This window comes from Microbulbifer variabilis ATCC 700307 (assembly GCF_000380565.1).
In the GTDB taxonomy this organism is placed as follows: domain Bacteria; phylum Pseudomonadota; class Gammaproteobacteria; order Pseudomonadales; family Cellvibrionaceae; genus Microbulbifer; species Microbulbifer variabilis.
In genome coordinates, this window is sequence record NZ_AQYJ01000022.1 from 60064 (window position 1) to 86627 (window position 26564).

At 50.2% G+C, this 26564-nt stretch carries 26 protein-coding genes; 9 read left to right on the forward strand and 17 right to left on the reverse strand.

Annotation, left to right across the window (positions count from 1 at the left end; all coding sequences use genetic code 11):
* Nucleotides 1-267 precede the first annotated feature (267 nt).
* The 3 genes from G367_RS0104420 to G367_RS0104430 form a co-directional block, all read right to left on the reverse strand.
* Nucleotides 268-1818 carry a tetratricopeptide repeat protein gene (locus G367_RS0104420; RefSeq protein ID WP_020411897.1) on the reverse strand — a complete coding sequence of 517 codons (1551 nt, stop codon included), beginning with the start codon at nucleotides 1816-1818 and terminating at the stop codon, nucleotides 268-270.
* 97 nt (nucleotides 1819-1915) lie between these two features.
* Nucleotides 1916-3142, reverse strand: coding sequence for a hypothetical protein (locus tag G367_RS0104425; RefSeq protein WP_020411898.1), 1227 nt, complete (start codon nucleotides 3140-3142; stop codon nucleotides 1916-1918).
* 17 nt (nucleotides 3143-3159) lie between these two features.
* Nucleotides 3160-3924 (reverse strand): hypothetical protein, encoded by a 765-nt coding sequence (locus G367_RS0104430; RefSeq protein ID WP_157533338.1) that lies wholly within the window; start codon nucleotides 3922-3924, stop codon nucleotides 3160-3162.
* On the opposite strand from G367_RS0104430, the gene G367_RS25990 reads away from it, so the two are divergent.
* Both G367_RS25990 and G367_RS25995 read left to right on the forward strand, forming a co-directional pair.
* Nucleotides 3902-4126, forward strand: a complete 225-nt coding sequence (locus G367_RS25990) for a hypothetical protein (RefSeq protein ID WP_157533339.1) — start codon at nucleotides 3902-3904, stop codon at nucleotides 4124-4126. The two genes, G367_RS0104430 and G367_RS25990, sit on opposite strands and share 23 nt — an antisense overlap.
* A gap of 10 nt (nucleotides 4127-4136) precedes the next feature.
* Nucleotides 4137-4346 (forward strand): hypothetical protein, encoded by a 210-nt coding sequence (locus tag G367_RS25995; RefSeq protein ID WP_157533340.1) that lies wholly within the window; start codon nucleotides 4137-4139, stop codon nucleotides 4344-4346.
* Between the two features lie 154 nt (nucleotides 4347-4500).
* Here the strand turns inward: G367_RS25995 and G367_RS0104440 are convergent, their stop codons facing one another.
* Complete coding sequence (locus G367_RS0104440; protein WP_020411901.1) at nucleotides 4501-5853, reverse strand: energy transducer TonB; 1353 nt, start codon at nucleotides 5851-5853, stop codon at nucleotides 4501-4503.
* Between the two features lie 550 nt (nucleotides 5854-6403).
* Between G367_RS0104440 and G367_RS0104450 the strand changes: the two genes are divergently transcribed.
* From G367_RS0104450 to G367_RS0104465, 3 genes are all read left to right on the forward strand, one after another.
* Nucleotides 6404-7468: a branched-chain amino acid aminotransferase gene (locus tag G367_RS0104450; protein WP_020411903.1), complete on the forward strand. Its 1065-nt coding sequence runs from the start codon at nucleotides 6404-6406 to the stop codon at nucleotides 7466-7468.
* Between the two features lie 364 nt (nucleotides 7469-7832).
* Nucleotides 7833-8429 (forward strand): Yip1 family protein, encoded by a 597-nt coding sequence (locus G367_RS0104460; protein ID WP_020411904.1) that lies wholly within the window; start codon nucleotides 7833-7835, stop codon nucleotides 8427-8429.
* A gap of 185 nt (nucleotides 8430-8614) precedes the next feature.
* A complete protein-coding gene (locus tag G367_RS0104465) occupies nucleotides 8615-9550 on the forward strand; it encodes an alpha/beta hydrolase (protein WP_020411905.1) in 936 nt (311 codons plus the stop codon).
* 14 nt (nucleotides 9551-9564) lie between these two features.
* On the opposite strand, the gene G367_RS0104470 is transcribed toward G367_RS0104465, so the two are convergent.
* Nucleotides 9565-10047: a hypothetical protein gene (locus tag G367_RS0104470; RefSeq protein WP_020411906.1), complete on the reverse strand. Its 483-nt coding sequence runs from the start codon at nucleotides 10045-10047 to the stop codon at nucleotides 9565-9567.
* 236 nt (nucleotides 10048-10283) lie between these two features.
* Between G367_RS0104470 and G367_RS0104475 the strand changes: the two genes are divergently transcribed.
* Together G367_RS0104475 and G367_RS0104480 are read left to right on the forward strand one after the other, a co-directional pair.
* The gene (locus G367_RS0104475) at nucleotides 10284-11600 is read left to right on the forward strand and encodes a parallel beta-helix domain-containing protein (RefSeq protein ID WP_020411907.1); all 1317 of its coding nucleotides are present in this window, start codon (nucleotides 10284-10286) and stop codon (nucleotides 11598-11600) included.
* Nucleotides 11593-12747: an SO2930 family diheme c-type cytochrome gene (locus tag G367_RS0104480; protein WP_020411908.1), complete on the forward strand. Its 1155-nt coding sequence runs from the start codon at nucleotides 11593-11595 to the stop codon at nucleotides 12745-12747. The genes G367_RS0104475 and G367_RS0104480 overlap by 8 nt, the downstream gene beginning before the upstream one ends.
* A gap of 77 nt (nucleotides 12748-12824) precedes the next feature.
* Here the strand turns inward: G367_RS0104480 and G367_RS0104485 are convergent, their stop codons facing one another.
* From G367_RS0104485 to rsxA, 7 genes are all read right to left on the reverse strand, one after another.
* The gene (locus G367_RS0104485; protein WP_020411909.1) at nucleotides 12825-13532 is read right to left on the reverse strand and encodes a TetR/AcrR family transcriptional regulator; all 708 of its coding nucleotides are present in this window, start codon (nucleotides 13530-13532) and stop codon (nucleotides 12825-12827) included.
* Between the two features lie 351 nt (nucleotides 13533-13883).
* Nucleotides 13884-14597: an electron transport complex subunit E gene (locus tag G367_RS0104490; RefSeq protein ID WP_020411910.1), complete on the reverse strand. Its 714-nt coding sequence runs from the start codon at nucleotides 14595-14597 to the stop codon at nucleotides 13884-13886.
* Nucleotides 14597-15301 (reverse strand): electron transport complex subunit RsxG, encoded by a 705-nt coding sequence (gene rsxG, locus G367_RS0104495; RefSeq protein ID WP_020411911.1) that lies wholly within the window; start codon nucleotides 15299-15301, stop codon nucleotides 14597-14599. The genes G367_RS0104490 and rsxG overlap by 1 nt, the downstream gene beginning before the upstream one ends.
* Nucleotides 15301-16353, reverse strand: coding sequence for an RnfABCDGE type electron transport complex subunit D (locus tag G367_RS0104500; RefSeq protein WP_020411912.1), 1053 nt, complete (start codon nucleotides 16351-16353; stop codon nucleotides 15301-15303). Before G367_RS0104500 ends, rsxG begins: the two co-directional genes overlap by 1 nt.
* Nucleotides 16353-18497, reverse strand: a complete 2145-nt coding sequence (gene rsxC, locus G367_RS0104505) for an electron transport complex subunit RsxC (protein ID WP_020411913.1) — start codon at nucleotides 18495-18497, stop codon at nucleotides 16353-16355. The genes G367_RS0104500 and rsxC overlap by 1 nt, the downstream gene beginning before the upstream one ends.
* The gene (gene rsxB, locus G367_RS0104510) at nucleotides 18494-19108 is read right to left on the reverse strand and encodes an electron transport complex subunit RsxB (RefSeq protein WP_020411914.1); all 615 of its coding nucleotides are present in this window, start codon (nucleotides 19106-19108) and stop codon (nucleotides 18494-18496) included. Before rsxB ends, rsxC begins: the two co-directional genes overlap by 4 nt.
* 9 nt (nucleotides 19109-19117) lie before the next feature.
* Nucleotides 19118-19693, reverse strand: coding sequence for an electron transport complex subunit RsxA (gene rsxA / locus G367_RS0104515; RefSeq protein WP_020411915.1), 576 nt, complete (start codon nucleotides 19691-19693; stop codon nucleotides 19118-19120).
* A 449-nt stretch (nucleotides 19694-20142) separates the two neighbouring features.
* Between rsxA and yghU the strand changes: the two genes are divergently transcribed.
* Entirely contained in the window at nucleotides 20143-21018 is an 876-nt protein-coding gene (gene yghU / locus G367_RS0104520; protein ID WP_020411916.1) for a glutathione-dependent disulfide-bond oxidoreductase, read from the forward strand.
* 38 nt (nucleotides 21019-21056) lie between these two features.
* On the opposite strand, the gene G367_RS0104525 is transcribed toward yghU, so the two are convergent.
* The 4 genes from G367_RS0104525 to G367_RS0104540 all read right to left on the reverse strand — a co-directional run bounded on the left by G367_RS0104525 (nucleotide 21057) and on the right by G367_RS0104540 (nucleotide 23309).
* The gene (locus G367_RS0104525) at nucleotides 21057-21299 is read right to left on the reverse strand and encodes a hypothetical protein (protein WP_020411917.1); all 243 of its coding nucleotides are present in this window, start codon (nucleotides 21297-21299) and stop codon (nucleotides 21057-21059) included.
* The gene (locus tag G367_RS0104530) at nucleotides 21277-21759 is read right to left on the reverse strand and encodes a hypothetical protein (RefSeq protein ID WP_020411918.1); all 483 of its coding nucleotides are present in this window, start codon (nucleotides 21757-21759) and stop codon (nucleotides 21277-21279) included. The genes G367_RS0104525 and G367_RS0104530 overlap by 23 nt, the downstream gene beginning before the upstream one ends.
* A gap of 35 nt (nucleotides 21760-21794) precedes the next feature.
* Nucleotides 21795-22046, reverse strand: coding sequence for a hypothetical protein (locus G367_RS0104535; protein ID WP_020411919.1), 252 nt, complete (start codon nucleotides 22044-22046; stop codon nucleotides 21795-21797).
* A gap of 306 nt (nucleotides 22047-22352) precedes the next feature.
* Nucleotides 22353-23309: a D-2-hydroxyacid dehydrogenase gene (locus tag G367_RS0104540; protein ID WP_020411920.1), complete on the reverse strand. Its 957-nt coding sequence runs from the start codon at nucleotides 23307-23309 to the stop codon at nucleotides 22353-22355.
* Nucleotides 23310-23460: 151 nt separating this feature from the next.
* On the opposite strand from G367_RS0104540, the gene G367_RS0104545 reads away from it, so the two are divergent.
* Nucleotides 23461-24363, forward strand: a complete 903-nt coding sequence (locus G367_RS0104545; RefSeq protein WP_020411921.1) for an EamA family transporter — start codon at nucleotides 23461-23463, stop codon at nucleotides 24361-24363.
* Nucleotides 24364-24386: 23 nt separating this feature from the next.
* Here G367_RS0104545 and metG read toward each other — a convergent pair whose 3' ends face one another.
* Nucleotides 24387-26414: a methionine--tRNA ligase gene (gene metG / locus G367_RS0104550; RefSeq protein WP_020411922.1), complete on the reverse strand. Its 2028-nt coding sequence runs from the start codon at nucleotides 26412-26414 to the stop codon at nucleotides 24387-24389.
* Between the last annotated feature and the right edge of the window lie 150 nt (nucleotides 26415-26564).

Here is a 26564-nt window from a genome sequence, read left to right on the forward strand (position 1 = left end):
TCCCTATTGCCACATCGTTATGGAGTTATCGCAATGACTTCGGTGTCGCTGGATAGGCCTTGTTAGGGCCAGGTTGGCAAAACCGAAGCAGGGGTGCTGTGTGCAACAAAGCTTAGCTCGCCGATACCATGGCTATGTGGCATGGTGAGAGGTTTGTCGCGGAACTCTTCATATCCTGAATTTAAATCAGGCGCTCTAAATCAGGCACGGCCCCACTGCGAAAAGACCTGTTTTTTTGATTTTTCGAGGCAATAGAGGTTCTTGTAATTAGCTGTTATTAGCGCCGTTAATTTTTTCCGCACATTGTATGACAACTTCTGTGACAGGTTTCCCTGGCTTGACGATAAACTCCCGACGCACATCCCGATAGCCGTCTCGGGTACCGATGGCTGTATAACGGCCGGGCTTTAAGGCAATTTCTCGCTGATCAAAATAGCCCAGCCTTCCCACATGATAAATCGTGACACTGGTACTACGGTCGGACTTAAAACGTACGGGCATGGGGATTAGTGCTTTAGTGAGTGCATCTTCAAGATCTTCGATCTGTTGTGCCAAACGTGGTGTTTGGCTATTGAGTTTCCGCGCATCACTGAGTACTTTTCTGGCAAAATGATTACGCTTTCCTTCGCCTAAAGTCAGAGGATCTTTAAGGAGATCCTGCATTTGATCATCCAGTTGAGCCCTGGCCGTGGCGCGGGCTTTCCCTGTCACAGCAGCCACTAAACTAGCGTCTTTTTTTACTAAGGTAGTGTAACTCTGCAGGGCTTTGTGCCAGTTTTCCTGCTTTTCCTGGTCGCGCGCGTGAGTGAGAAGTTCTTCGATCTTGGCCTGCTCGGCCCCATTTTTTGCCTGCTTAAGGCCTATACCTGGGGCCTTGGCTTCAGGCTTCAACTTACTGGCTTGGTTGAAGTGTTTCTTTGCTGAGTCAAATTTTTTATCAGCAATAGCGGCATACCCTGCGGACATGGCATTTTTGTAGTCGCGTTCGGTGATTTCCTGTTCTACTTTTGCCAATAATTTTTTTGCAGGCTTTGTTTGTGGATCAGAAGAAAGAGATTCCTTTAAAGATTTCTTGGCAAGATCTAAGTCTGAATCCAGATAGGCACTTTTCCCTTCTGTGAATTTCCACCAAGCCAGCGGAAGCTTATCGGTGCGCTCTAATCCTCTTAATCCCCTGGGGTGCTTCTCGGAAATTATAAGGGTAAGTTTGAAAGCTTCTGTTGCAGAATCCAGATCCCCACTTTCTAGCGCTCTTTCGCCTTCAGCAAGGTGTATTTCAATACGCTCGGGTATACCGTCACGTAATACTTCTAGTGCCTGCAATGATTCCTGATATTTCTCCAAAGCGGGCATAAATTGTCGTTTGCGGTAGAGGCTGTCGGCCTTGAGGGCCAGATCTTCTGCCGCATAGAATTCTTCATATGCCCATAGCTCTACTTTTCGCTCCTTTAATTCTTCCTTGAGGGCGAGAATATCCTGCAGAATTTTCTGGACTTCCCGGCGTTGCTGCATAATTTCGGCATCTGTATAAGGAGATGCTTGGGCAACATTTTCCGAGATGTTATTAGTTGGGGGGGAGCTTATTTGCAGGCTACGTAACGGAGGTTTTTCCACCACCTGGGGAAGCCCCCAAAAGACGCCAATGAGACCGCTGAGCATGGCTGCACCAATTACTATGGGTCCATAAAACCTTTCTTTTTTAGGTTTTCCCTTATTGGTGTTGGTTGCCTTGGGAGAATGAGCCTCCTCACCGCCAAAGGTAAAATTGGCTGGCTCGATTGGTGCTATATCTTCCTTGGCATTATCGCGGTGCTGCATAGTATTTCCGCCTAGTTATTCGTGGTCCCAGTGAAGATGTTGGGTGAAAAGAGTGGAAAAGCGCTTTGATTTACCTCAGTTAGTAACACTTGTGATGCTAGATACTGTTACTGGATGAGCCCGTCTCAGCATCGTATATTTCCTTCAGAATTTCGCGCCATTGCCGATATTGGTTTTCTACTGAACCGGTAAGAGTCACAGTACGATCCTCAAGCTCTACGATTTGTGGCTCAACTTCGGCCTCCATTGAGTCACCCAGCTCCTGCAGTGCCTCTAAGTGCATCTTGGCATCAGCACGGCGATCAAAGGCGCTCTTTATCAGGTAACCACCTGCGCCGATACCGACCTGGCCCGCAGCTTGGGCGCTGCCACCTCCAGCTCCTGCGGCAGCAATTCCGCCGATAATGGCTGCGGCACCCATAATGGTGTGATTACGGGCCTTACGCTTTAATTCGCGCATCTCCCGAACCTCCTCGTAACTGCGCGCACGCCATTCCTGATAGGGCACCTCCATGGTTTTTGCGAATGTGCCGTAATACTCCTGTAGGGTATCGACAAACAGGTAGTCCCGCTCACGAATTTTGCGCACCCTTGCTAGCATCGGATCATTTTCTGCGGGTAGGGCACTTAGATAGTAGATACCACTTTCGCTTTGGTGCAGGTAGCGGTCGAAGGCTTCAGGGGAGAAGCTGCGGGCAAAGCGCATTTCGGAAATAGTGCGAAGCTCGACAATTTGCTGATTTGATAGTTTTTGCCGGTACTGCAGCATGTCGTTGGCAATACGGTTGTAGATGCCTTGGAAAGCATCCCCCTCCGTAGGGTGCTTGCGATCGTAGGCATAATGCGAGGCGTTTTCACTGTACTCTTTTGTAAACCAGAGCTGGCCTCGGGAGTCAGCGACAGTAATTTCAACTGTCAGGGATTCGCCGTCGGATTTGAGAATACGGCCAGAGACGGTTACATCTATATTGGTGCGTGCAGATGGGATAACTCGAACTGCTCCCCAGCCAAGGCTTGATTGCAATGAGTCGGCCAAGGTGACGGCCATAAAGCGAGACTCCGCCTGGCGCAATTCAGGAAATACCAGGGTATCTTCGTCTGCCTCAGTAGTTTCTAGGCCTGGGTCAAACTGAATTACGCCTACGTCGAGTAATCGCTCTTCAGCAATATTTTTGTCCTCAATAGTAAGGGGCGTAAATGCGGTAGTTCGTACTTCCGTTGTGGTACAGCCTGTGAAAATTAATGCGACTACCGACCACAATAATATGGTAAATAAGCATGTCGGGGAGTGGCCGTTTTTGTAAGTGGACTTGTAAAATGACATACCGGCATCCTTAGTAACTACTTCGTCGCTTTTTTATACTTTCGGTATTCTTCCCATAATTTTTCCCGCAATTCGGGGTCGGTTTCCCGGGTGGCTGCTTCACGAATTTGCCTTGCTACAACATCGTCATCTGTACCACTGGGTATATCTGCGGGTACTATGGCCTGTGAGCTGCTGTGGTTGTAGTCCCCCTGTCGCCCTTTTGTAGGCAGCCCGGGTCCGGTAACCTGGCCACTGGAGTTATTTTGCTGCGGTCCTCCTCCAGCTGGTGCTCCACTGCCTGGTGGTGCGGGGATTTCAGCTTCGGCTGATTCAATGAGGTCTTCCAGGGATTCCCCTGGCGGCGCTTCATCCATGGCGTCCTCGTCACTTTCAGCGGAGGCCGAGCCAGGCCTATTACGCACGTAATCACGCTCGCGCAGGATCATGCCGTCGTAACTCACCATGGTGGATTCAAAGCGGCCCTCCAGTTCCGCAACCTGCTCCGCAGCCGATGTCGGGGCTTCGTTGGGTGCGCTTCCCGCCCTTGATGCACTATCGCCTGGTTGCCCGGCATTAGCGCTATTGGCACTACTACTGCTGGAAGATGCACTGCTGGAAGAACTGCTACTGGAGGCGCTGGAAGATGAAGCGGTTTGATCCTCCTCGGAAAAATCGATTTCGTTTGGAGGAGTGCCTTCCTCTCCAGAGGAGGGGTCTGGCGGATTACTTTGATCCCTTTGTGATTGCTTTGAATCACTATAAACCGGTGTGGAGCGATTGCGGGAATCAGATTCCGGCATAGAATCTCCAGCTGAACTCTGGCGGGAAGCCTGTTCCTCTCCCGGTGCCGTACTGCTGTTACTCTGGGAGTTTCTTTCCGCACCGGGCATGCTCATACTGGGCTGGCTAGAAGAGTTGCTACGTGGCTGGCCGCTGCTACTGCTGGCGGTCTGCGACTGGCTGGAGCTCTGTGAACTGCTGCTGGACGAAGAACTGCTCTGAGACTGCGATTGTGACTGCGATTGCGACTGTGGCTGCGATTGAGACTGAGAACTGGCAGAGGGCATTGATGGCATTGCTGGCGGTTGCGATTGTGTCTGTTGGCTCTTACAGCCGACCATCGCTGAGGTCAATAAGGCAACGGAGAGCAGAGTATGCCAGCCAATACACTGGCAATGACCTTTTCGAAGCGCTTTCCGAATTGTCATCTGCTTTCTCCTAAAATATTTGATATGTGCCCGGGCAGGCGGGTCGGTGAACAGTCTACGTAATCTGCCAGTCCGATAAGTAAACGGTGTGGAATCTTAAAAATAGTTGTTATTTGATTATTTGCGCGTTTACCACACCGCTTTAAAAGTGCTTTGCAGCAAAAATCCTCAATCAAAGACGAATCGTTGCACTATGCCGCGGGTTTCTACTGCTTCGCCGTCCTCAAAGCGAGGGCGAAACTTGGCGCGCTTTAATATGTTGCGGACTTTGGAACGAATGCGCACCTTGTCCGATGGGTAGGCTCTCAACACCTTAATATTGCGTGCTTTCCCGAAAGCGGTAACGTCGTATGAAACAGTGATGTGGGAGTTGGCTAGGGCCTTACTGTCGGAGTCCAGTATTGGAAGTGCTGGCAGGGCGACAGGACGCCCAAAAATATCCTCTATTTCGTCATTGGAGGCGCCATTGTCCCATAGTGCCTGATAGGCTTCGCCATATGTCTGGCGAGCCGAATGCCACTTGTTAAACATCATGTACCAGTCACCTAGCTCTACTTTTGCTTTGGCTGAAGCTGCCGGTGGGGATAGGGGATTTCTTTGGTAAACGTCGACGATACGGGTTATGGCTTTTTTACCGGTGTTAAAACTCTTCGTCCGGTAGTGATCTACTTTGTGAAGTTGACTGGCATTGGATCCACCAGCGCCAAAGCTGGTATTGACGATAACTGGTGCCTGTGGTTCGCCCTTATAGGTTGCCAAGTAATAATTGGTTGCTTTGAGTCCGCGTAGAGCGTCTACCAAGCGCAAATCACTGGCACCAAAATTCTTTGTGATAATATCAACCGCTAAGGTATAAAGTTTTGTAGCATTGATCAGGTGCTCAACAAGAGTCTCACCTTTTTCTTCTATGTAAGACTGTAGATGCCAGCGGCTCAGGTTATTGATAACGGGTAACATCCGTGGATCTTTTTCACCGTAATTTTTTTCGTAAAGCCAGTAGAGGTACTGTTGATTGTCGTTAGCTTCCTCCCACTGATTGAGGGCAATCTGACTTTCGATCAGTCGCTCAATCATAGGGATCTGGTTGAGGGAGTAGAGTCCTTCATTGACCCTATTTACCAGCATGGCACGACGGAACTCACTGGCGGCTTCTTTATGTGCACCAGTTTTTTGCAAAGCTGTGGCTAACCCAAGTAATTGTTCATCAATTCCCGCGCCATAAGCACCGTGTTGTGCCTCAAGTTCTTCAATTCGTTCGCGGTAGCTTTCTACCGCCTCAGAAGGACGAAGTTGTCGTCGATTTTTTTGTAGGGGTTTGGAGGCGGCCTCAATAAATGCCTTGGGAGGGGCATTAGTATCCTGGCTCACAGTTACGCCATCTGCAGCGAAGGCGCTTTTACACAGCAGTGCTGTGGCTGTAAACATCAAGCCGATAGCAAGTGATTTGCTGGTATCTATCTGTGTCACGATTGAACCACTTCCATTCCGGTTTTCATTACCCACAACTGCGAAAAAAGCCATGGCCTCACGCAGGGTATGTGGGTCTCGTTTCCACCTGTGGACCCCAAAGGTCGTTGAGTGGAAGCTCTCTCCTGAAATGTGGTTCTGCTTCAACACGAGGGCCGGCGGTGAGTTCGCTCTTGGGGCCTCGGGGAAGACGCAGCCGGATGCTTATCTTTGCGCTCCTGGCTGCGTATTAAACAGTATAGCCAGCACAATCTGTCATCAGAGGGATTGTGACGGAGACTTCAACCAACCGGCTATCGATTTGCCGGCATGCCTGCGACCACCCTTTTGGTTTAGCAGGCCGGGAGAAATAGCAGAACTCAAGGTCGGTAAGCAGGTGCCAAAAGTTTATTGTGCTTGTTTGGGCGACAGTTGATATTGCCGGGGGGATGCCGTATCTGACACTGTGGGGCAAGTAATACGAACTGCTTAGTGGATTTTTATCCTAAATTTTTGCGTTTTTTTAGGGGCTATTAGCTGTATCTGATCAACCCTCGGGTGACATATTTGGATTGCAGCGCAACAGGCGCCATAATCAGCCAATTGGAATGAGAGGAGAGAGCTGGTGAGCATCTATATCGACCCTGACGTAGCCCCGAGCCTGCGTGGATATGAAATGCCTGAGAGGCTGGGTTTTGGGGCAGTAATGGCGCCAGTAATGTTTCGTGCTGTCTGTCAGGATGGTTGCTGGAGCAGTGGTGAGTTGGTCCCCTACGCACCACTATCTGTTGACCCGGCAGCTAAGGTATTGCATTACGCTCAGTCGTGCTTTGAGGGGATGAAAGCTTACCGTACGTCGCAGGGTATTGCCCTTTTCCGCCCTGAAAAAAATGCAGAGCGCATGTCTTATTCAGCCAAGCGCCTATGTATGCCTCCAGTGCCTGAGTCTCTGTTCATGGATGGTGTGCGCACTGTCGCTGCTTACTGCGCAAATTTAGTACCTGGTAACAGTGGAGAATCCCTCTACTTGCGTCCCTTTCTGATGGGTACCCAGGCAGACCTAACGGTATCTGCGAGCACCTCCTATGAGTTTTATGTGATCGCAAGCCCTTCAGAGGCTTACCACTCCGGTAATATGCGACTTTGGGTAGAGCGAGAAGACGCCAGAGCTGCAGTAGGGGGCACTGGGGATGCAAAGGTCGGTGGTAACTACGCAGGCTCCTTGCTTAGTATTGGTCGCTTAAAAGAGCGTGGCTTTGACCAGTCACTATGGCTTAACCCAGACGACCGCAGTAGTGTGGATGAGTTGTCTGGTATGAATTTCTTCGCGGTAATCGACGGCGAGCTTCACACTCCGGCGCTTAATGGCTCCATTCTAGAGGGGATTACCCGTTTTAGTCTGATTGAATTGGCTAGGGACCTCGGATACAAAGTAATTGAGGGTGCAATTCATATTGATGAATTACTAGGGCAGGTCGCCTCGGGCGTCTGCTCTGAAACATTTGCCTGTGGCACCGCTGCGATTATCAGCCCTATAAGCGTGATAGGTGATGAAAGTGGTACCTACAAACTTCCTCAGGCACCTGGTCCTGTGGCCCAGCACCTGCGTCAGGCGCTCCTTGATATTCAGGAAGGGCGAGAGGAGGATCGTTTTGGTTGGATGTGCGCTATTCAGGCGGTCAGTTTCTGAGGCTGGAATGTCCCTCCAGGTAGCTGGCTGAGTTAATTCGCCAGCTACCTCTGATATGGCTATATCCACTTATTTGTCTCTCTTTTATTTATACAGATAATTATCCTCCCGGGTTGTTTTGTATCATTTTCGGTGGGTTAAATGTTTCTCCTAGAAACGCTCATGTAAGCATTTCCGCCAATTCCTTCCTTATTGTTGACTTGAACGACTTAAGCTCCTAAAAGTAAGTCGATAGAAGAAGAAATGAACTGGAGCTTCGAGGATGGCCTTTTAGTGGTACACCTCATTTTGACCAGCAGTTTCAAGATCAAATTGAGCAAATAGGTCGCACTTAGAGTTCCTTACAGAGCGTGAGGAAAACGGAATGTTGATCCATATGTTCGGCCTTATGATACAGCCCCGCAGGCAGTGGGAACTGATCAGTAGCCTCCCTGAAAAGAAATTACGCAGTCAGTTGCCCTACGTGATTATTTTGGCGTTGCTTCCAGCAGCGGCGTGGTATTTTGGCACCACTCAGGTGGGTTGGAGTATTGGTGGCGGTGAACCGGTCAGAATTACAGGTCAGAGTGCACTGGAGTTGGTTGCGGTTTTTTACTGCACTATGGTATTGACTGTTGTTGCGATTGGCTACTTCATTCACTGGATGGCCAAGACCTATGGAGCTGAAACACACCCATTGAAGGGCGTTGTTATCGCAGGATTTACTGCAACACCAATCTTTTTAGTCGGTGTCGCCGGTATATACCCTTTGCTATGGTTAGATATTCTTTTGGCTACCGTTGCAGTTGCCTATGCCGTTTATTTGTTATATTTGGGAATTCCCATTGTTATGGGTGTCTCGGAAGAGCGCGGGTTTCTTTTTGCCAGTGCCATTATTACTGTCTCTCTGGTAATGGCTGTGTTGATTATGGTGGGAACTGTACTTTTCTGGAGCTATGTCTCCGAGCCAGTTTTCCACTGATATCACAATTATTCTTCAAATAGCCAGTTTACTTGTTAATTCTAAGCTGGCTGCTTTTAGTAGACAAAATAATTATATTTATAGATTCTTAATTATTTTCTATCAGTTAATCAGGTAGCCTTTATGTATGGAGACTACTTATAATGTTGATGATTGCTTTGTGATTTACCTGAGAGGACAGCCTGTTGCGAAAGGTAAATGCGAAACTGATCCCTTTTCTGGATCAACTCAACGAGAGTATGGCTGCGCAAGCAGCTCAGGGGTTCAAGTTTAGTGTAATTAATTCTCGTGAGATGTCTGGAAATATGATCAGGAGTTACATTTCTGATATTCCAGAAGTGGACTACATATTTGATGAAGTAGTCTATTCCACTGGCTATAACGTGCCTGTCAGGGTATATAATCCTGCACCAGAGAAGAAGTTGCCTGTACTTTTATATTTCCATGGTGGTGGTCATGTTGTGGGAAGTGTAGAAAACTATGATCCGATATGCCGGAAATTTTCCCTCGCGACGCAGCATATTTTGGTGGCACCAGAGTATCGGCTGGCTCCCGAAAATCCATATCCCGCTGCAGTGGTCGATTCGTGTGCTGTCGCTCGTGGGATATGGACGGTTTTGGATAAAAGAAAAGTCAATTATCAAAAAAGTTTATCTCTTGCTGGAGACTCAGCAGGTGGAGCCCTGTCTGCATCAGTTTCGCATCTCGCCCAATATGATCTAGGTATTACTATTTCCAAACAAGTTCTGGTCTATCCCTGTGTTGATTATACAGCTAGGTGTGCGTCATATAAGGAAAATGGTGTGGGCTATTATGTCGAACGCGATAAATGCATCTGGTTTTCTGAGCAGTACTTTAAGGATGGCCAATGTAGAAAGTCAGCATCTCCATTACATATGGATTTCTCCGGAGGATTGCCGGATACTCTAGTTATAACGGCAGGGTTTTGCCCCTTGCGAGATGAGGGGGTGCTTTATTATCAGTCTATAAAAAATACTGGGGTTCGTTCAGAAAATTTCCACTTTCCAGATATGATACATGGCTTCTTAAACATGGAGGACTTAGTAAGAGATGAATGTCAAGAAACTTATTTTCAGGCTGGTAAGTTTCTAAATGTTTAATTACTTGTATGGTTTTATTTTGGAGTGTAATGATATTTTAAAATGTAGCCGTTGCTTAGCTCCAGCTCCTCTTGCTTTTCTATGTTCCTCATAAGATCAATTTCTCCAATAGTGTTAAATATCTGTTTTGGCTCGGTATCAATACAATGAATGCCCATACTTGCTACTGTCAAATCTTTATTGATTACTGAATACTCGATAAACTGTAGGTATACTCGATCATTCTTCTTGAAAATCTCTATGCCTGGACCGCTTGATAGCATCACCTTGTACTTAATTGCACCCCATGGGCCGTTGCACCGTATCGCTTGATACTCTTTCATTATTGCCCTTATAGATATTACGGGAGTGCTTTCTGTGAGTCGATTTTCCAATATTTGTTTTGTTTGAAATGTTTCTCCATCAGGTGTCATGATCACTACTTTAAGTGACTGCTCGGCGAGAGTGCTCTCCGCCAATAAGCTGATGGAAATCAAGGCTGGCTTTAAGATTTTCATCGCTTTAGCTTTCCTGGGCCAATTTTAAAGTGTAAGTGACGGATAATTTGCTAATGCCGAGTCGGTATTGTTTTCCGGTTCATTAATAATAGTGTCTTGATGCAGAGGCACTGGTTGGATAGTATCGGTAAAGCTATGTAAGAGGGTTTTTTGCGCAACTTAATTGGTACATTCGTGCCTATTTTTATAGATTGCCACTAATTGCTACCGATAATAATTCAAATAAAGGACGTATCATGAAAACATCAATCTGTGTGGGAGTGGTTTTGGCACTAATGGCTTCCACAGCTTGCTCGCCTAGTGACAAAGACAAGCGGGTACAAAATGACGCTCCCGACGTAAAAGCTAGCCATGATTTTCAAAAGCAACTACTCAGGCAGCTGATATCCGCAAAACCGGGGGATGTGGTGTTAATTCCCGAAGGAGAGTTTCAAATTAACCGCAGCTTATCCTTGAATGTGGATGGCGTCACGATACGCGGTGCGGGTATGGATAAATCTATTCTCTCGTTTAAAGGGCAGATTCAGGGGGCTGAAGGATTACTGGTGAATGCAAGTAATTTCACTATCGAAAATCTTGCCATTGAAGACACAATCGGTGATGCCTTAAAAGTAAATGAAGGCGAGAACATAGTGATTCGCAATATACGTGTTGAGTGGACAAATGGGCCAGCCACTGAGAATGGAGCTTACGGCATATATCCTGTTCAAACTAAAAATACCCTGGTGGAGAGTTCAGTTGCTATAGGGGCATCCGATGCGGGTATTTACGTAGGGCAGTCGAGAAATGTCATAGTGCGTAATAATCGTGCCGAATTCAATGTGGCTGGGATTGAAATTGAAAACACGATCGGCGCTGATGTATACGGAAATGTGGCAACTAACAATACGGGTGGAGTCTTGGTTTTTAATATGCCAAACCTTCCTCAGCCTGGGCATAGCACCCGTATTTTCAATAATAAAATTTTTAAAAACAATACATCAAATTTTGGTCATGAAGGTACGCCAGTAGCTGCAGTTCCTGCAGGGTCAGGTATTGTAATTAACTCCAATGATAATGTTGAGATATTTGAGAATGAGATAGCAGATAACGATACCGCTAATATAGTAGTGAGTAGCTACTTTACGGCGGGTTATTATAGCGACAAATCCACACAGGAAGATTTCGACCCATATCCTGAAGGAATTTATATCTATGATAACCAGTTTTCTGGTGGGGGCACTTCACCGGACCACCTGGAATTGAAAGCCTTGAAATTGGCTCGATTTGGACTGGGTGGAAGCATTCCCGATGTACTTTGGGACGGGGTTGTCAATCAAGAGAAAACAGTTGATGGAGCCCTGCCGGATCACTTGAAATTATGCATTGATAATGCAGAAGCTGGTATTCTCAATGTGGATTTCCTCAATGGCTATCAAAATATCTCTACAGATATTTCCGCACATAAATGCCAGCTTGAGAAATTACCCCAAATTGTCCTGGAGTTTGAGCAGCCCGTAGAGGATCAGAAGACAGATAATCATCTGGCAGTATTAGAGGGTAGAAATGAATAGTTGGATATCCTGGGCAAGTGCCTTTATCCTGCTTCCAGGAATGATGCTGTCCACTATAGCAGGCTGTGATAAATCTCGCCCTCAAGTGGTCGTGTTTGCTGAAAATGCGATTCCGGAACGACTAAGTGATTGGAACCTGGTAAATATTCTCGATGGTGTATTAACGCCAAATATCGGAGTGGTGCCCTATGATCTCAACACAGGACTATTTACTGATTATGCCCATAAGTTGCGTACAGTGTGGATGCCTGATGGTGTTTCGGCCCGATATGGCGATGAGCAGTTTGACTACCCTGTTGGCACAGTTTTAACCAAAACATTTTACTACCCAAGGGGCGAAAACGAGACAGTACTGCGCACTGATAATTTCGAGCATGACTATGCTGAAGGCCGTATGGGTGAGGCCCTGGATATGCAGCGGGTGCGTCTGATGGAAACCCGGTTGCTAGTGAGGCGTGAGAGTGGCTGGCAGGCGATTCCCTATATTTGGAATGAATCACAGACAGAAGCGGTATTTGAAATTGCTGGTGATGCCAGTCGACTTAAGCTAAAAACGGCAACGGGGGATATTACAGAATTTACCTATGTGGTGCCTGATGCTAATCAGTGTGCTGGATGCCATGCAGATAATTTCACCGGCAAGAAAATTTCACCTCTCGGCCCAAGGGCCAGACACCTCAATCGAGATTACCCCTACCTCAGTGGTACAGAAAATCAGCTGAAGCACTGGCAAAAGATTGGTTATCTTCGTGATGTTCCCAAGACTATTGAACTGCCCAGCTTAGCCAAATTTATGGATAACAGTGTAACGCTGAATGAGCGAGCCAGGGCCTATCTTGATATCAATTGTGGTCATTGCCATAACCCTGCTGGCGCGGCCGATACCTCTGGTTTAATGCTAAATCATAGTGAGACAGACTTGCGTAAGTTGGGCTTGTGCAAGCCACCGGTGGCGGCGGGAACTGGCAGTGGCGAGCGCTTATTTGCCATAGTGCCGGGTGAACCGGATCACTCCATTTTGAATTTCAGAATTGAGTCTGTTGATCCCGGTGCGATGATGCCGGAACTGGGTCGCAGTTTGGTGCATGAGGAGGGGGTGGAGCTACTGCGCCAGTGGGTTGCGGCTATGCCGGGTACTTGCACATAAACCCTTCTGAAAGACGGAGCTAGTTCAGAAGAATGGGTACAGTGCCCGAGGGCACTGTACCTTATCCGAACCCCATTTTAACCGTATGCTGCGGCTTCAGTAACCGGAGTGGCGGCGGGAATCAGCCCGTGGACCATCATGGTAACCGTACGCTCGAGTAGTGGTGAGTCGAGGGCAATAGTGCCACTCAGTATTTCATACTCTAGCTTTAGAATTGTGCCATGGGCGATCTGAGCTGCAGCTTCGGGGTCTGTGAGGCCGAGCAGGTGGAAGAATTCCTGCATCAGGGATTCCCGTGCATGGTTTGACATGCGTACTGCTCGTGTCAGCTGCTCATTCCGCAGTGCTTCATTGCGAAATGCTAGTTCTATAAGGCGCCGGTCCTTGTCCTCAGCTTGGCTTCGGACATGGGTCAGCACAAAACGGGTTAGCTGTTGGACTAATAATTTGCGGCTACTGTTCGAGGCGCGTTCTTGTGCTGAAAGGTTACGGGCAGCGCTGAAGCTTTCTTCCTGAAGTTGGCGCGTACTCTCTAGTCCCTGTTCGACGAAATATGTAAATGAGTCGCTGATAAGGTCATTGAGGTCTTTAAAGTAGTAGGTAGTGGCAGCCAGGGGTACACTTGCTTCCCGGGCTACAGCGCGGTGACGAATACCGCGAATACCTTCCTTTACGATCAGTCGCAGGGTGGCCTCAAGGATTGCCTTGCGGCGCAGGCGGCTGTCGGCGCGCTGAGCGCGGCGGCCGTGGTAGACCAAATCAGACTTTCCATTGTCTACAGTCATAGCAGTATCCCTGTTCTTATTGCGTTGGCACCGATAGCACTCTCAAGCTGGTCGGTCGTGCCATTCTAGCCAAACGAATTCAAAAAGAGACAATAATGCTATTACATTCGATTACACCAGTATTGCACTGAAAAAGGGCTTTATTTTCAGTGTGTTAGCAAAGGTGTATGTTTTTGGGCTTTTGGTGACAGATAGATGTCTATTAATCTATCAAAGGAAAATAAATACGCCAAATATGAATATTTTATTTAGAAGAATAAATGAAATATGCCCTTTAAATAATCACTGGCAATCAAATGGTTTTCGCTAAACTAAAAGATTGCCGTCGATATTTTTTCTCCAAGTTTATTTCTAAGAAATTTTTCCGGTAACGCGAACACGTTTAGAGCCGGGAACAATTTTTACTTGTTGGCTGCGACGACGTTCAATACCTGAATCTATTGCATTTTTTGTTGCGATTAGTAGACCTGCAACCAGGAATGCTCCTGGGGGGAGTACCGCCACAAGTACTCCAGGATAGTTACTACCCAGGACCGAGATGCCCCAGTCTTTTGCCATGGGGCCGAGTAATAAATCCATATCTGAAAAGAGAGTGCCCTGGCCCAATATTTCCCGTACGGCGCCAATTACGATTAATACTGCGGTAAAGCCAACTCCCATCATAAATCCATCTACCAGCGAGGGAAGGACCGGGTTTTTACTCGCGAAGGCATCTGCACGCCCGAGAATGGCGCAATTGGTAACAATCAAGGGAATAAAAATACCGAGCACCAAGTACAACTCATAAGTGAAGGCCTTCATGAGCAGCTCGACACAGGTAACGAAGGTGGCGATGATCATGACCGAAGCGGGCAGTCGAACAGTATCTGGCATTTGCTGACGCACGAGGGATACCGCCAGGTTTGAGCAGGTAAGAACTCCGGTTGTGGCTAGGCCCAATCCAATAGCGTTGACCACTGTGCCTGTCACTGCCAACAGGGGGCAAAGCCCCAGTAGCTGCACCAGTGCAGGGTTATTCTTCCAAAGCCCATTGTGGGTGATTTCTGCGTAACCGGGGGTTGCCATCAGTTTTGCTCCATCTCTGGTTGGGCCCCATCTGTTTTTTCTGCTTCGGGGTTCTCAACTTCCACCGCACGCTTTGATATTGGTGCACTAAAAATCTTTTGGTGATTCTGTGCGACAAATTCCAATACTTGACGCACCTCATTCACGACCGCGCGCGGGGTAATTGTGGCCCCGGTAAACTGATCGAACACTCCGCCATCTTTCTGTACTTTCCATTCATAGGCGGGTGGATTTTTTAATGACAAACCATCGAATTGCAGTATCCAGTCACTTTTCTTCAGCTCAACTTTGTCGCCGAGGCCGGGGGTTTCGCTATGACCTGTAACCCGCACCCCGGCAATAGTACCGTCGCGGTTTACTCCCACCAGCAATTGGATCGGGCCTGAATAACCGTCGGGTGCCACCGCTGGCACAATCACAGCGGAGATTTTTCCATCCTCCCCCCGCGCGAGGTTGATATCACCACCCTGGGGGAGGCCGAGCTGGTTCCAGAAGACCTTGGGAATTGGATAGGTATCAACCAGTAGGTCGTTACTGTGGCGATCCAGGGGAATGATTTCCAACAGTGCTTTTGCCGATGCTGCCCGTATGGCGCGCTCAATGGGTTCACGTGTAGTGACCTGGGTCACTGCCAGCGTTCCGGCAGTGACCAGGGCAAATAGGGTTAAGACAGCGGCGTTTGTCGCCATGGACTGTTTGAGCATCAGCGCTCCTCCAGATCGGTGGCGCGTCGTGGCCGCTTATGGCCATAAGTGCGGGGCAGGGAATAATTGTCGATAGTGGGCGCGGCAAAGTTCATCAAGAGCACTGCGAAAGCCACTGCATCCGGGTAGCTGCCCCATGCGCGGATAATATAGGTAAAGAGCCCCACCCCCGCCCCAAAAATCAGGCGCCCCTTATTACTCGTACAGCCGCTAACCGGATCGGTAATAATAAAGAAGGCTCCAAACATGGTGGCACCAGAAAATAGGTGCAATAGCGGTGAACCTTCAGACAGTGAACTGCCACTGTCATAAAAAAACAGGGATAAAAGAGTCAGGGTGGCGAGCATCGCGACCGGCGCATGCCAGGTGATAATGCCGCGGAAGAGCAGAAATAGTCCTCCGAACAGGAAACCAAAACTAATGGTTTCCCAGCCAGCCCCAGCAAAGGTGCCCTTGTTGAAAATGGGCTCCAATTCATACAGCTGTGACAAAAGAACTGATTCATTGAGGCGGACAATCTCCAAGGGTGTAGCGCGGGTGAAACCATCCACGTTGTAATTGCCGAAGACGAGGGCGAAGGCTTCCCCAACACTGGGGGCACCGCCGATTACATCTGCAGCGCCCACCCAGCGAGTCATGTCCACAGGGAAGCTGATGAGTAGCACCACATAGCCCACCATTGCAGGGTTGAACGGGTTGTAGCCCATACCGCCATAGAGGTGTTTAGCCAGTACTACAGCCACGGCACTGCCTACTACCGGCAGCCACCAAGCACAATAGGGAGGAAGGGCGATGCCAAGGAGCAATGCGGTGACAAAGGCACTATAGTCACGCAAGTAAAAGGCCACGGGGCGATTGCGTAATTTCATCACCGCCGCTTCGCACAGCATGGCGGTGATAATCGACAAGGCAATATTGATCAGAACGCCTATGCCAAAGTAGATCACCATCGCCAGTACACCCGGGGCGGTGGCGGCGGCCACCTGCAGCATCACTTTGGCTGTTTGATCTCCGGAGCGGGCATGGGGAGAGGTGGCACGGATCAGTGACATTATTGATCTCCACCCTGTGCCGATTGCTGTTCATGCATCTTGTTTTCCAATTTTTTCTGCAGCTTCTCCAAGGCGGTCTCAAAAGCCTCTAGATTAGCGTCATCTTCTTCCCGGGCCTTTTGCAGTCGTGCTTCGGCTTTGGATACCCTCTTGCGTAGAGCATCAATATCCGCAGTGAGCTTTTCCGCATCACTTAACTGGGCCCGCGCCTCTGCGGCGGAACGGGCTTTGTTGATAGCGCGTACAGCGGCATTGGTTTCTTCTTTACTGGGTTCTCGCGCGGGGTCGCGGTCGGCGCGTCGCTTGGCCAGGGTGAGCTTGTGTTCAGCTTCCTGTAGTTTCAATTCAGCAGCTTTGAGTTGAGCGGCAAGCTGGTCGCGCTGGCTGTCATTGGCGGTTTCCAGTTTGCCGCGTAGGCGCTCCACGCGGCTCTCTGCACTGGAGAACGTGCGCTGAGCACGGGCGAATAATTGCTGGGGGTCCTCTTGGCGGGACTGGACCCTAGCTAGCGCTGCGGCGACAACATCGGCCTCCTGTTTACTGGCTTTGGCTTGCTCAGACTCTGGGTTTTGCTCGCGCTGCTGGCGGGCCAGTTCGGCTGCCTTGCGTCGGGCTTCACGTTTTGCCTCTTTTTCCTTTTCCGCCTTTTCCAGGCGCAGTTTACGGAATTCGAAGCGGTCGCGAGCACGGTCGGATTTCTCCTTCTCCGCCTCGGTCTGGCGTATAGCCCCCTTTGCCGCGCGGTAATACTGGACCAGAGGAATCGTGCTGGGACAAACATAGGAGCAGGCCCCGCATTCAATGCAGTCAAACAAATTGTAAGCCTGTAGTTTTTCCCGTTCATCAGCGCGTGCATACCAGTAGAGTTGTTGTGGTAGCAGCGATGCAGGGCAGGCTTCTGCGCAGAAACCACAGCGGATACAAGCTTTGGCTATTGGAGCGGGTGGCAGCTCATCAATGGTAGGTACCAGCAGACAATTGGTGGTTTTTACAACTGGTGAGCTTTCATCATCAATGGTGTACCCCATCATGGGGCCACCGATAATCACCTTTTGCATCAATCCGCGGTGAATTCCGTGATGCTTAAGGATATGACGAATGGGGGTACCGATGGGTACTTCAATATTGCGTTGTCGCTCCAGGGCTTTGCCCACTACAGTGGTAACCCGGCTGATCAAAGGCTCTCCGAAGTGTACTGCGCGGAATATGGCTCTGGCAGTACCCACGTTCTGGCATACGATACCGACATTGGCCGGCAGTCCCTGGTTGGGGACCTCACGCCCTGTGAGAATCTGGATCAGTTGCTTTTCACCGCCGGAGGGGTATTTAGTAGGAAATACGACAATATCGAAACGAGTGCCTTTGGCGGCCTCGCGCATCGCTGCAATCGCTTGAGGTTTGTTATCCTCAATCCCGATGAGAACCCGTTCCGGTTCATCAAGGATGTAGGAAAGGATACCGACTCCGGCAATAATTTCTCCAGCGCGCTCCCGCATCAGCATATCGTCAGCGGTGATATAGGGTTCGCACTCGGTGCCATTGATAATCAAAGTATCAATCTCTGCACCGCCATGAGGGTCCAGTTTTACTGCAGTGGGGAAACCGGCACCTCCCATTCCCGCGATGCCGCAGTCACGAATTTTCTCCAGCAACTCCACTCGGCTGAGCTGGGTAAAGTCCTCACAGGTCTCAAGCTTGCACCAGCGCTCCTCACCATCGGTGCGAATAACAACGCAGTCTTCCACCTGCCCCGATGGGTGGGGGACGGCGCAGGGCTCTATAGCAACGACCTTGCCAGAGCTGGGAGCGTGCACTGGACAGCTGATCAAGCCATCCGCTTCAGCAATTTTTTGCCCCTTTAATACATCGTCACCAAGATTAACCAGTGGCAGGGCTGTAGCACCTGTGTGCTGTAGAAGGGGCACTATCAGATCTTCGGCTAAGGGAATACTGCCAATGGGCTCGCCGGTACTTTGATGCTTATTCTCCGGGGGGTGTACGCCACCGTGAAAATCATTGGGGCGCAGCTCCCGCGCTTTTTCGCTGGCAATTAACTGGGCCTCACGGGCAGCGCGACGCTCGGTAACCGCTTTCCGCTGTTGGGCTCTCTCTTGCTGTGCTTGGGTCTCGTTCTCGGGGCTCAAACTGCACCTCCCCCAGTTTCTGTCTGATTACCGCGACGGTCAGAGGCTATTAACTGGATGCCGTCCTCAGGTTTCCGGGGGTGCCAGTCTTGTAAAGGCATATCCACAGGCACCATATCAATACAATCCACTGGGCAGGGTTCCACACACAGGTCGCAGCCAGTGCATTCATCGGTGATGACGGTATGCATGTATTTAGCAGCCCCGGCGATAGCGTCCACCGGGCATGCCTGGATACATTTGGTACAGCCGATACATTCTGCCTCGCGAATAAAAGCGACTTTCTTTACTTCCTCTACCCCGTGCTCGGCGTCCAGTGGCATGGGTTCCATGTCCAGTAAGTTGGCCAGCTCATTGATGGTGGCCTGGCCTCCGGGTGGGCACTTGTTGATGGCATCGCCGTGCACGATGGCTTCCGCATAGGGTCTACAGCCGGGGTAACCGCACTGTCCACACTGGGTCTGTGGTAGTAGCGCATCAACCTGTTCCACCAGGGGGTCGCCTTCAACTTTAAAGCGTACAGCGGCAAATCCCAGCAGGGCACCAAACGTCAGCGCCATGCCGCCAAGTACCAGTAGGGGAGAGGAAATTTCTGAGATCCAGTCCAGCATCGTAAAACCCTATACCAGACCGCTAAAGCCCATAAATGCCAGGGACATCAGCCCGGCAGTTACCATACCGATAGCTGCACCGCGAAATGGCAGGGGTACATCTGCGGCAAAGAGACGCTCACGCATGGAGGAGAAAAGAATCAAAACCAGGGAGAAGCCTACAGCAGCTCCGAAGCCGTACAAGGTGGACTGCATAAATGTATGGGCCTTCATGGTGTTTTGCAGGGCCACTCCTAATACTGCGCAATTAGTGGTGATTAGAGGTAGGAAAACCCCTAGTACCTTGTACATTAATGGGCTGGTTTTCTCGATAAACATTCGCGCAAACTGCACTACTACTGCAATTACCAGAATAAAGGAGATAGTGCGCAAATACTCGATACCAAAAGGCTCAAGCAAGTAGGTATTTACCAAGTAGGAGCAAATTGACGCCAGGGTTAGTACAAAGGTTGTGGCACCGGCCATGCCCACGGCGGTCTCCAACTTGTTGGAGACACCCATAAAGGGGCACAGGCCCAGAAACTGTACCAACACATAGTTGTTGACCAGGATGGTACTGAGCAGGATAACTGCGAATTCGGTCATAACAGGTCCGGTTGAAGCCCTGGGGCGAAATGGCACGAGCGCTATGGCGGTGTATATGCCCCTGCCCCTGATAGTGGTGCGTTCTGTGAGCAAGGTGTCCGTCGAATGTCGCGCAGGGCCGGTATTATGGGTGAGTCGCAGAGGGCCTTCAACTCGGAAAAGGCATCTTCTGGCAGGTGAGGGGCCCCAGCTTCGGGGTCAGTAATATGACCAAATAGCCGCTGCATGACTATAAGCTGTGCGAGGTTATTGAGATATGGGGTTGTCGTTAGTGTCCATATAAAAAATAGGGCTTATTTCAGCTGGTTTGCCGGTTGTGAGTGTAGTTTCGGGTGAATTAAGTGAACTCCTTTGAACTTTCTCGATAAATGTTGGCGCGCCCCTTTACAGTAAATTGACGTGGCCATATCTATGGCTGGACAAATCCTAATATCAGTTGGAGCCGTGAAATGTCGGATCAACCTTATACCCCACCAAAAGTCTGGACCTGGGATTCGGAGAGCGGTGGGCAGTTCGCCAAGATCAATCGCCCGGTGGCGGGTGCCACACATGAGAAGGCGTTGTCCCGGGGTAAGCACCCGATGCAGCTGTATTCACTGGGGACGCCGAATGGGGTCAAAGTGACGATCATGCTGGAGGAGTTGTTGGAGCTGGGTTTTGATGGAGCTGAATACGATGCCCATCTGGTTCGTATTACTGAGGGAGATCAGTTTGGCAGTGGTTTTGTGGAGGTGAACCCCAACTCGAAAATTCCTGCTCTTTTGGACCAGAGCACAAATCCGCCTATCAGGGTATTTGAAAGTGGCTCGATACTCCTTTACCTGGGAGAGAAGTTTGGCGCCTACCTACCGCATACCCCGGAGCAGCGCACGGAAACTCTCAACTGGCTTTTCTGGCAAATGGGCGCTGCCCCCTATCTCGGTGGTGGTTTTGGCCACTTCTATGCCTACGCCCCTGAGAAGTATGAATATCCGATCAATCGTTTTGCTATGGAAGTAAAGCGGCAAATGGATGTCTTGGATCAGCAGCTGGCAAAACACCAATATATAGCCGGGCGTGAATACACTATTGCAGATATCGCGATCTGGCCCTGGTATGGAGCATTGGTACGCAATGAGGCTTATGATGCTGCCGAATTTCTCGATACCCAAAGTTACAAACATCTGAATCGCTGGGTTGAGGAAATTGCCGCACGGCCTGCAGTGCAACGTGGACGCATGGTAAATCGAACCTGGGGAGATCCCAAAAAACAGCTTCACGAGCGCCATGATGCCAGTGATTTTGAGACAAAGACCCAGGACAAATTAACAGATGAAGAGAGCTAACAGGGAGTTGTTTATGAGAAAAAAGCTCGCCTTCCTCTTTAGAAAGTACGCAGTGAAAGCATCAGCTGAACTATTTGCGAGGTGCGTGGCAGCCGCCACAATTTCTCGGTAATAAAACCAGCAGCGAATGCCAGACCGAGCATTAGTGGTACAGGAATTGAACTCAGGAGTTGGCGGGCCTGCTGCTGCTGTTGATTGATTAAGTGCAATGCGCTACGACGCTGTTTTTCTGTATCGTGGCGGCATTGTTCAATCTGTTTATTTAAAGTTCTCAGCGACATCGCTTAAGGCCTCTTTCACCTGCCGCTTGGTTTCTTCAAACCCAAGCAGCGGGCGCAGTTTCTGTTGGTATATCAGCACGCCGATAAAAATAGCAATTTGTAATAAGAGAAAGACGAGAAAGCCAATATAGATAGACTGGGAAAAATAGTAGGCAAAAAGGCCTACGCCGCCGCAAATAGTGACAAGCAGGGCTGTTCCCAGGGGCACCAACATCAGTTGCAAAAATATAAGGCGTTTGCCAGCAGTCAGAGTCCGATCCAATTCCAATTGGAATAATCGCTGAATATTGCTGATCCAGGCAGTAAGCAACGTGAGAGTGGCTTCGGCACGGGCCAAAGTTGTTTCTAAACTGTCATCGTCGCTATTTCCAACGCCGTTGGCTGATCCATCTGTTTCGTCCCGGCCGCGATCGTGCGCAGCCGGGCCGGAATTAGAGTCGGGCTTTTTTCCATTTCCCATCTAGGGTATCCCTACTGGTAAAAAAATGATCAGAGCTATTTAAAAAGCTTAGCGATTGCCCAACCGACTACAAAGGCACAACCCACCGCAAGAATTGGGCGTTCCCGCAATGAAGATTCCGCTTTTTCCATAACTTCCGCAGCACGCTGTCTCTGGGTTTCCACTGAAGATTTAGCTCGCTGTCTCAAGCTTTCCGCAGCATCAGTTGCCGCCTCGCCTGCGAGATTATAGGCCTGTTGCAGCTTTTCCCTACTGGAGTTTGTGTGGGGAGATCTTGCAGTTGCCATCGGGTTGCTCCTTTTCAGGGGTTGATTGGCAAGGAATGATATAGTCGTCCCCTGTATTCCCCAGTCAAATTAGCGCTTTTATTAGGGGAATTGAAAATAAGCACAATTAATTATTTTATAAAAAGCTATATACACTCTCTTTTCTTGTCTCCTAACCAAAATCACTGAAATTCCTTCCTGGGTATAAGTACTTTTTAGGGTGAGAATCGTGCCCAATGGGTAGGATAGTGACCCCGAGCCTTAATTGTGATCATTTTTCTAAGGCTCTGTTGGGTGCGGGGAGAGCATATAGATAGAAGAGGGAAGTCACGGCTTAAGGGGTGCGTTGTCGAATTCCCGTCTCCAGGATTCAATATTATTAACCACGCCATTTAATAGGCGCTGGCGGCTTTCTCGGCTGATCCAGGCATTGTGAGGGGTAAGGATTAGGTTGGGAATGTCGTTATCCAGCAGAGGGTGGCTTGCGGGTGGGGGTTCTTCGCTGAGTACATCCAAGGCTGCCCCACCCAGCTTGCCGCTGCGCAATGCGTCGGCGAGAGCTTCCTCATCTACCAGGCCGCCGCGGGCTGTATTGATCAATAGAGCGCCGGGTTTCATTGCAGCGATAAATGTGCGATCGATAAGTTTCTCAGTTTGCTCTGTGAGTGGACAGTGCAGACTGAGCACATCTGACTCCGACTGCAACTGCGCCAGGGGCACCCGGTTTTTCTGTTCAGTTTGTCCGGAGGATTCAGCGATCAAAATCCGCATATCCAGAGCCTCGCCGAGGCGAGCAACCCTCTGACCTAACTCCCCATAGCCAATAATGCCGAGAGTTTTTCCCGATAGTTCAACTACTGGATGATCCAGCAGGCAAAAAATCTCTGACTGACTCCATTGTCCCGCCATTACGTCCTGGTGATAGAGGTGCCAACGTGAGGCGAGGGCCAGCATTAAGGCCAGAGTATGTTGTGGCACTGAGGCTCCAGCGTAGCCTTGGACGTTGCGCACTGGGATGTCGAATTCTTTTGCGGCCTCAAGGTCAACATTGTTGGTGCCGGTAGCGCATACACAGATCAGTTTGAGGTTTTTTGCTTGCGCTAAAACGGCGCGATTTAATACCACCTTGTTGGTGATTACCACCTCCGCATCGGCAATGTGTTCAGCAGTTTGCGTGTTGGAAGTGGTATCGTGGAAATCCCAGTGGTCTAGACTGTTTTGCAGGGCTGATATGTCCAACTCCTCCAGCTTCATTGTCAGTGCGTCAAGAAATACGCCGCGCATGGGGTCTCCTTAGTTTCTGTGTTGTTTTAGGCATGCTACGGCAGTTGATGCCGATTGCAATGGCTTCGCTGGAGGGGCGCGTGATCTGTCCTGTGTGGGTGGCTACGGTTTGTTTGTCGGGCCTTTCTGTTTCAGTTGAAGAGGGCTCTTAATGGGAATATCGGTAACCGCAGCAACACTGGTTTTAGTATCGGCATTTCTCCATGCGGGATGGAATTTACTGGGAAAATCCCGCACACCTTCCCCGGCTTTTTTTTGCATCGCCACACTGAGCGTGGGCTTATTACTTCTTCCCCTTGGTGTTTGGGTCTTGTCTCAAGCACAGGGATTGCCGCGTGCGTTCTGGCTGCTTCTGATAGGCAGTGGCTTTTTTCAGATGATTTATATGGGAGGTCTGGCGTTAGCATACCAGCGCGCCAATATGGGGCTTGTTTATCCCATAGCACGAGCACTGCCTGTATTACTGGTGGCGCTGGCAACGGTGCTGCTCGGACAGACTCTGCCGTGGCTTGCCTGGCTGGGCATGTTACTGGTCACCATTGGCTGTCTGTTAGTGCCACTGGTGTATTTTCGTCAATGGCACTGGCGCGCTTACTGGCGAGCTGATTGTGCCTGGGCTCTGGTCGCCGCACTGGGGACTGTAGGGTATTCACTGGCAGATAAGGGAGCTTTACTCCACCTGGAGACAGCTCTCGACGGTGCCGTTCGGCCTATGGCGATGGCATACAGTTACCTGGGTATGCAGTTCTTTGCCAGCGGCTTGTGGTTGCTTTTCGGTTGTCTTGGTAGCAATGGGCGTGCCCAATTGGTGCGAAGCCTGGGTGATTTGAAGCTCGGGTTAGTAACGGGACTCATGATGGGAGCTACCTATGGCCTTGTTTTGCTGGCCATGGCGATGACGGAGAATGTGAGCTATGTAGTGGCCTTGCGCCAGCTCAGTATTCCGCTGGGAGTTGGTTTTGGTATCTGGCTATTAAAAGAGCCGGCATACAGGCCCCAACTGCTTGGTGTGGGGCTAGTATGCGCCGGCCTGATTGCGGTGTCACTGCGCTAGGCTAGGGACATCGCCAGATTCAATTACATGACTCGCATGCCGGGCTTGGCGCCCTCGTGAGGCTCTAGAATCCAAAGGTCTTTACCACCAGGCCCGGCGGCCAACACCATACCTTCGCTCACCCCGAAGCGCATTTTGCGCGGCGCCAGATTAGCTACCATGACAGTATGCTTGCCCTCCAGTTCTTCTGGCGAATAGGCGCTCTTGATGCCGGCAAACACCTGTCGTGTTTCGCCGCCCAAGTCTAGGGTCAGCCGCAGTAACTTACCGGCGCCCTCTACGTGTTCTGCTTTGGCAATCAGGGCGATACGCAGGTCTACCTTGGCGAAATCATCGAACTGGATTTGCTCGGCAATGGGCTCATCGGCCAGGGGACCTGTGGCGGCCTTGGCCTCGGCCTGCAGTTGGGCCAGAGACTCCTTTGCCGCATCCATCACTGCATCCACTTGGGTTTTTTCTACACGCTGCAGCAGCGGCTTGAACTTGTTGATCTCATGGTCGACCAGAGGTGTAATCGCACTGTTCCATTCCAGCCCGCTGTTGAGGAATTCAGCCGCCTTTTGCGCGGTGTTGGGCAGTACTGGGGCGAGCCATGTGATCAGCGCGCGGAACATATTCACGCCTTGAGAACAAATTGCCAGTACTTCGGACTCAGCTCCTTCCTGCTTAGCCAGGGACCAGGGGGCTTTGTCGGCGATCCAGGCATTGGCAGCATCGGCCAGTGCCATAATGTCACGCATGGCGCGGGCATATTCGCGCTGCTCATAGTAATTGGCAACGCGTGGTGCGGCTTCTATAAACTGGTCCCACAATTTTTCATCGGCCAGTTCAGTGGCGAGCTTGCCACCGGCCTTGCTGACAAACTTGGCGGTGCGTGAGGCGATATTGACTACCTTGCCTACCAAGTCGGAATTCACCTTGGCGATAAAATCATCCAGGTTGAGGTCCAGGTCATCCACTCCGGCGGTGAGTTTGGCGGCGAAGTAGTAGCGCAGGTATTCGGGATTCAGGTGATCCAGGTAGTTGCGGGCGTTGATAAAAGTGCCGCGGGACTTGGACATTTTCTTGCCGTTGACGGTTAGGAAGCCATGCACACATACCTTGTTGGGGGTGCGGAAATCTGCGGAGTCCAGCATGGCCGGCCAGAATAGGGCGTGGAAGTTGACGATATCCTTGCCGATAAAGTGATATACCTCAGCATTGCTGTCTTTCTTCCAGTAATCCAGCCAGTCGCTACCATTCTTGTCGCAGTAATTTTTCAGGCTAGCCATATAGCCGATAGGAGCATCCAGCCATACATAGAAATATTTGCCCGGCGCGTCTGGGATCTCAAAACCGAAGTAAGGTGCGTCGCGGGAGATGTCCCATTCCTGCAACCCCTCTTCGAGCCACTCGGCCAGCTTATTGGCGACTTCATCCTGCAGGGTACCGGAGCGAGTCCAGTCACGCAGAAATTCGGTGAAGGCGGGCAGTGTAAAAAAGAAGTGCTCGGACTCTTTTTCCTCCGGTGTAGCGCCAGAGATGGCGGAAACCGGATCGATTAGCTCTGTGGGGCTGTAAGTAGCGCCACAAGCCTCACAGTTATCACCGTATTGATCGGGTGTGCTACAGCGTGGGCAGGTACCCTTGATATAGCGGTCTGCCAGGAATAGCTGTTTCTCTGGATCGAATGCCTGGGTGATGGTGCGAGAGGCGATATGGCCATTGTCGCTCAAACGCTGATAAATCATAGAGGACAACTCGCGGTTTTCCTCTGAATGGGTGGAGTGGTAATTATCCACGCCGATCAGGAAGCCGGCAAAATCCCGCTCATGTTCCGCCTGCATGTTGGCGATGTGCTGCTCCGGAGTCAGGCCCAATTGTTCGGCCTTGAGCATGATTGCGGTGCCGTGCGCATCATCTGCGCAAATGTATAGGCAATCGTTGCCGCGCGCACGCTGGAAGCGCGACCAGATGTCGGTCTGGATGTACTCGAGAACGTGGCCCAGGTGCAGGGAGCCATTGGCATAAGGGAGTGCGCTGGTGACTAGGATTTTGCGCGTATCGGGCATCGGTTTTTCCATCGCTTTGGGGTTGCGGCCGGGGGCTCCGCTGGAGCGGCCGGAGAACGTCAAAAGACCGCGGAATATAGCAGATTTGTGCTATGCCGGGGAGGTATGTGGGATGTCGTTGAAATGATCCATTCACTGGCGTTGGGCTGT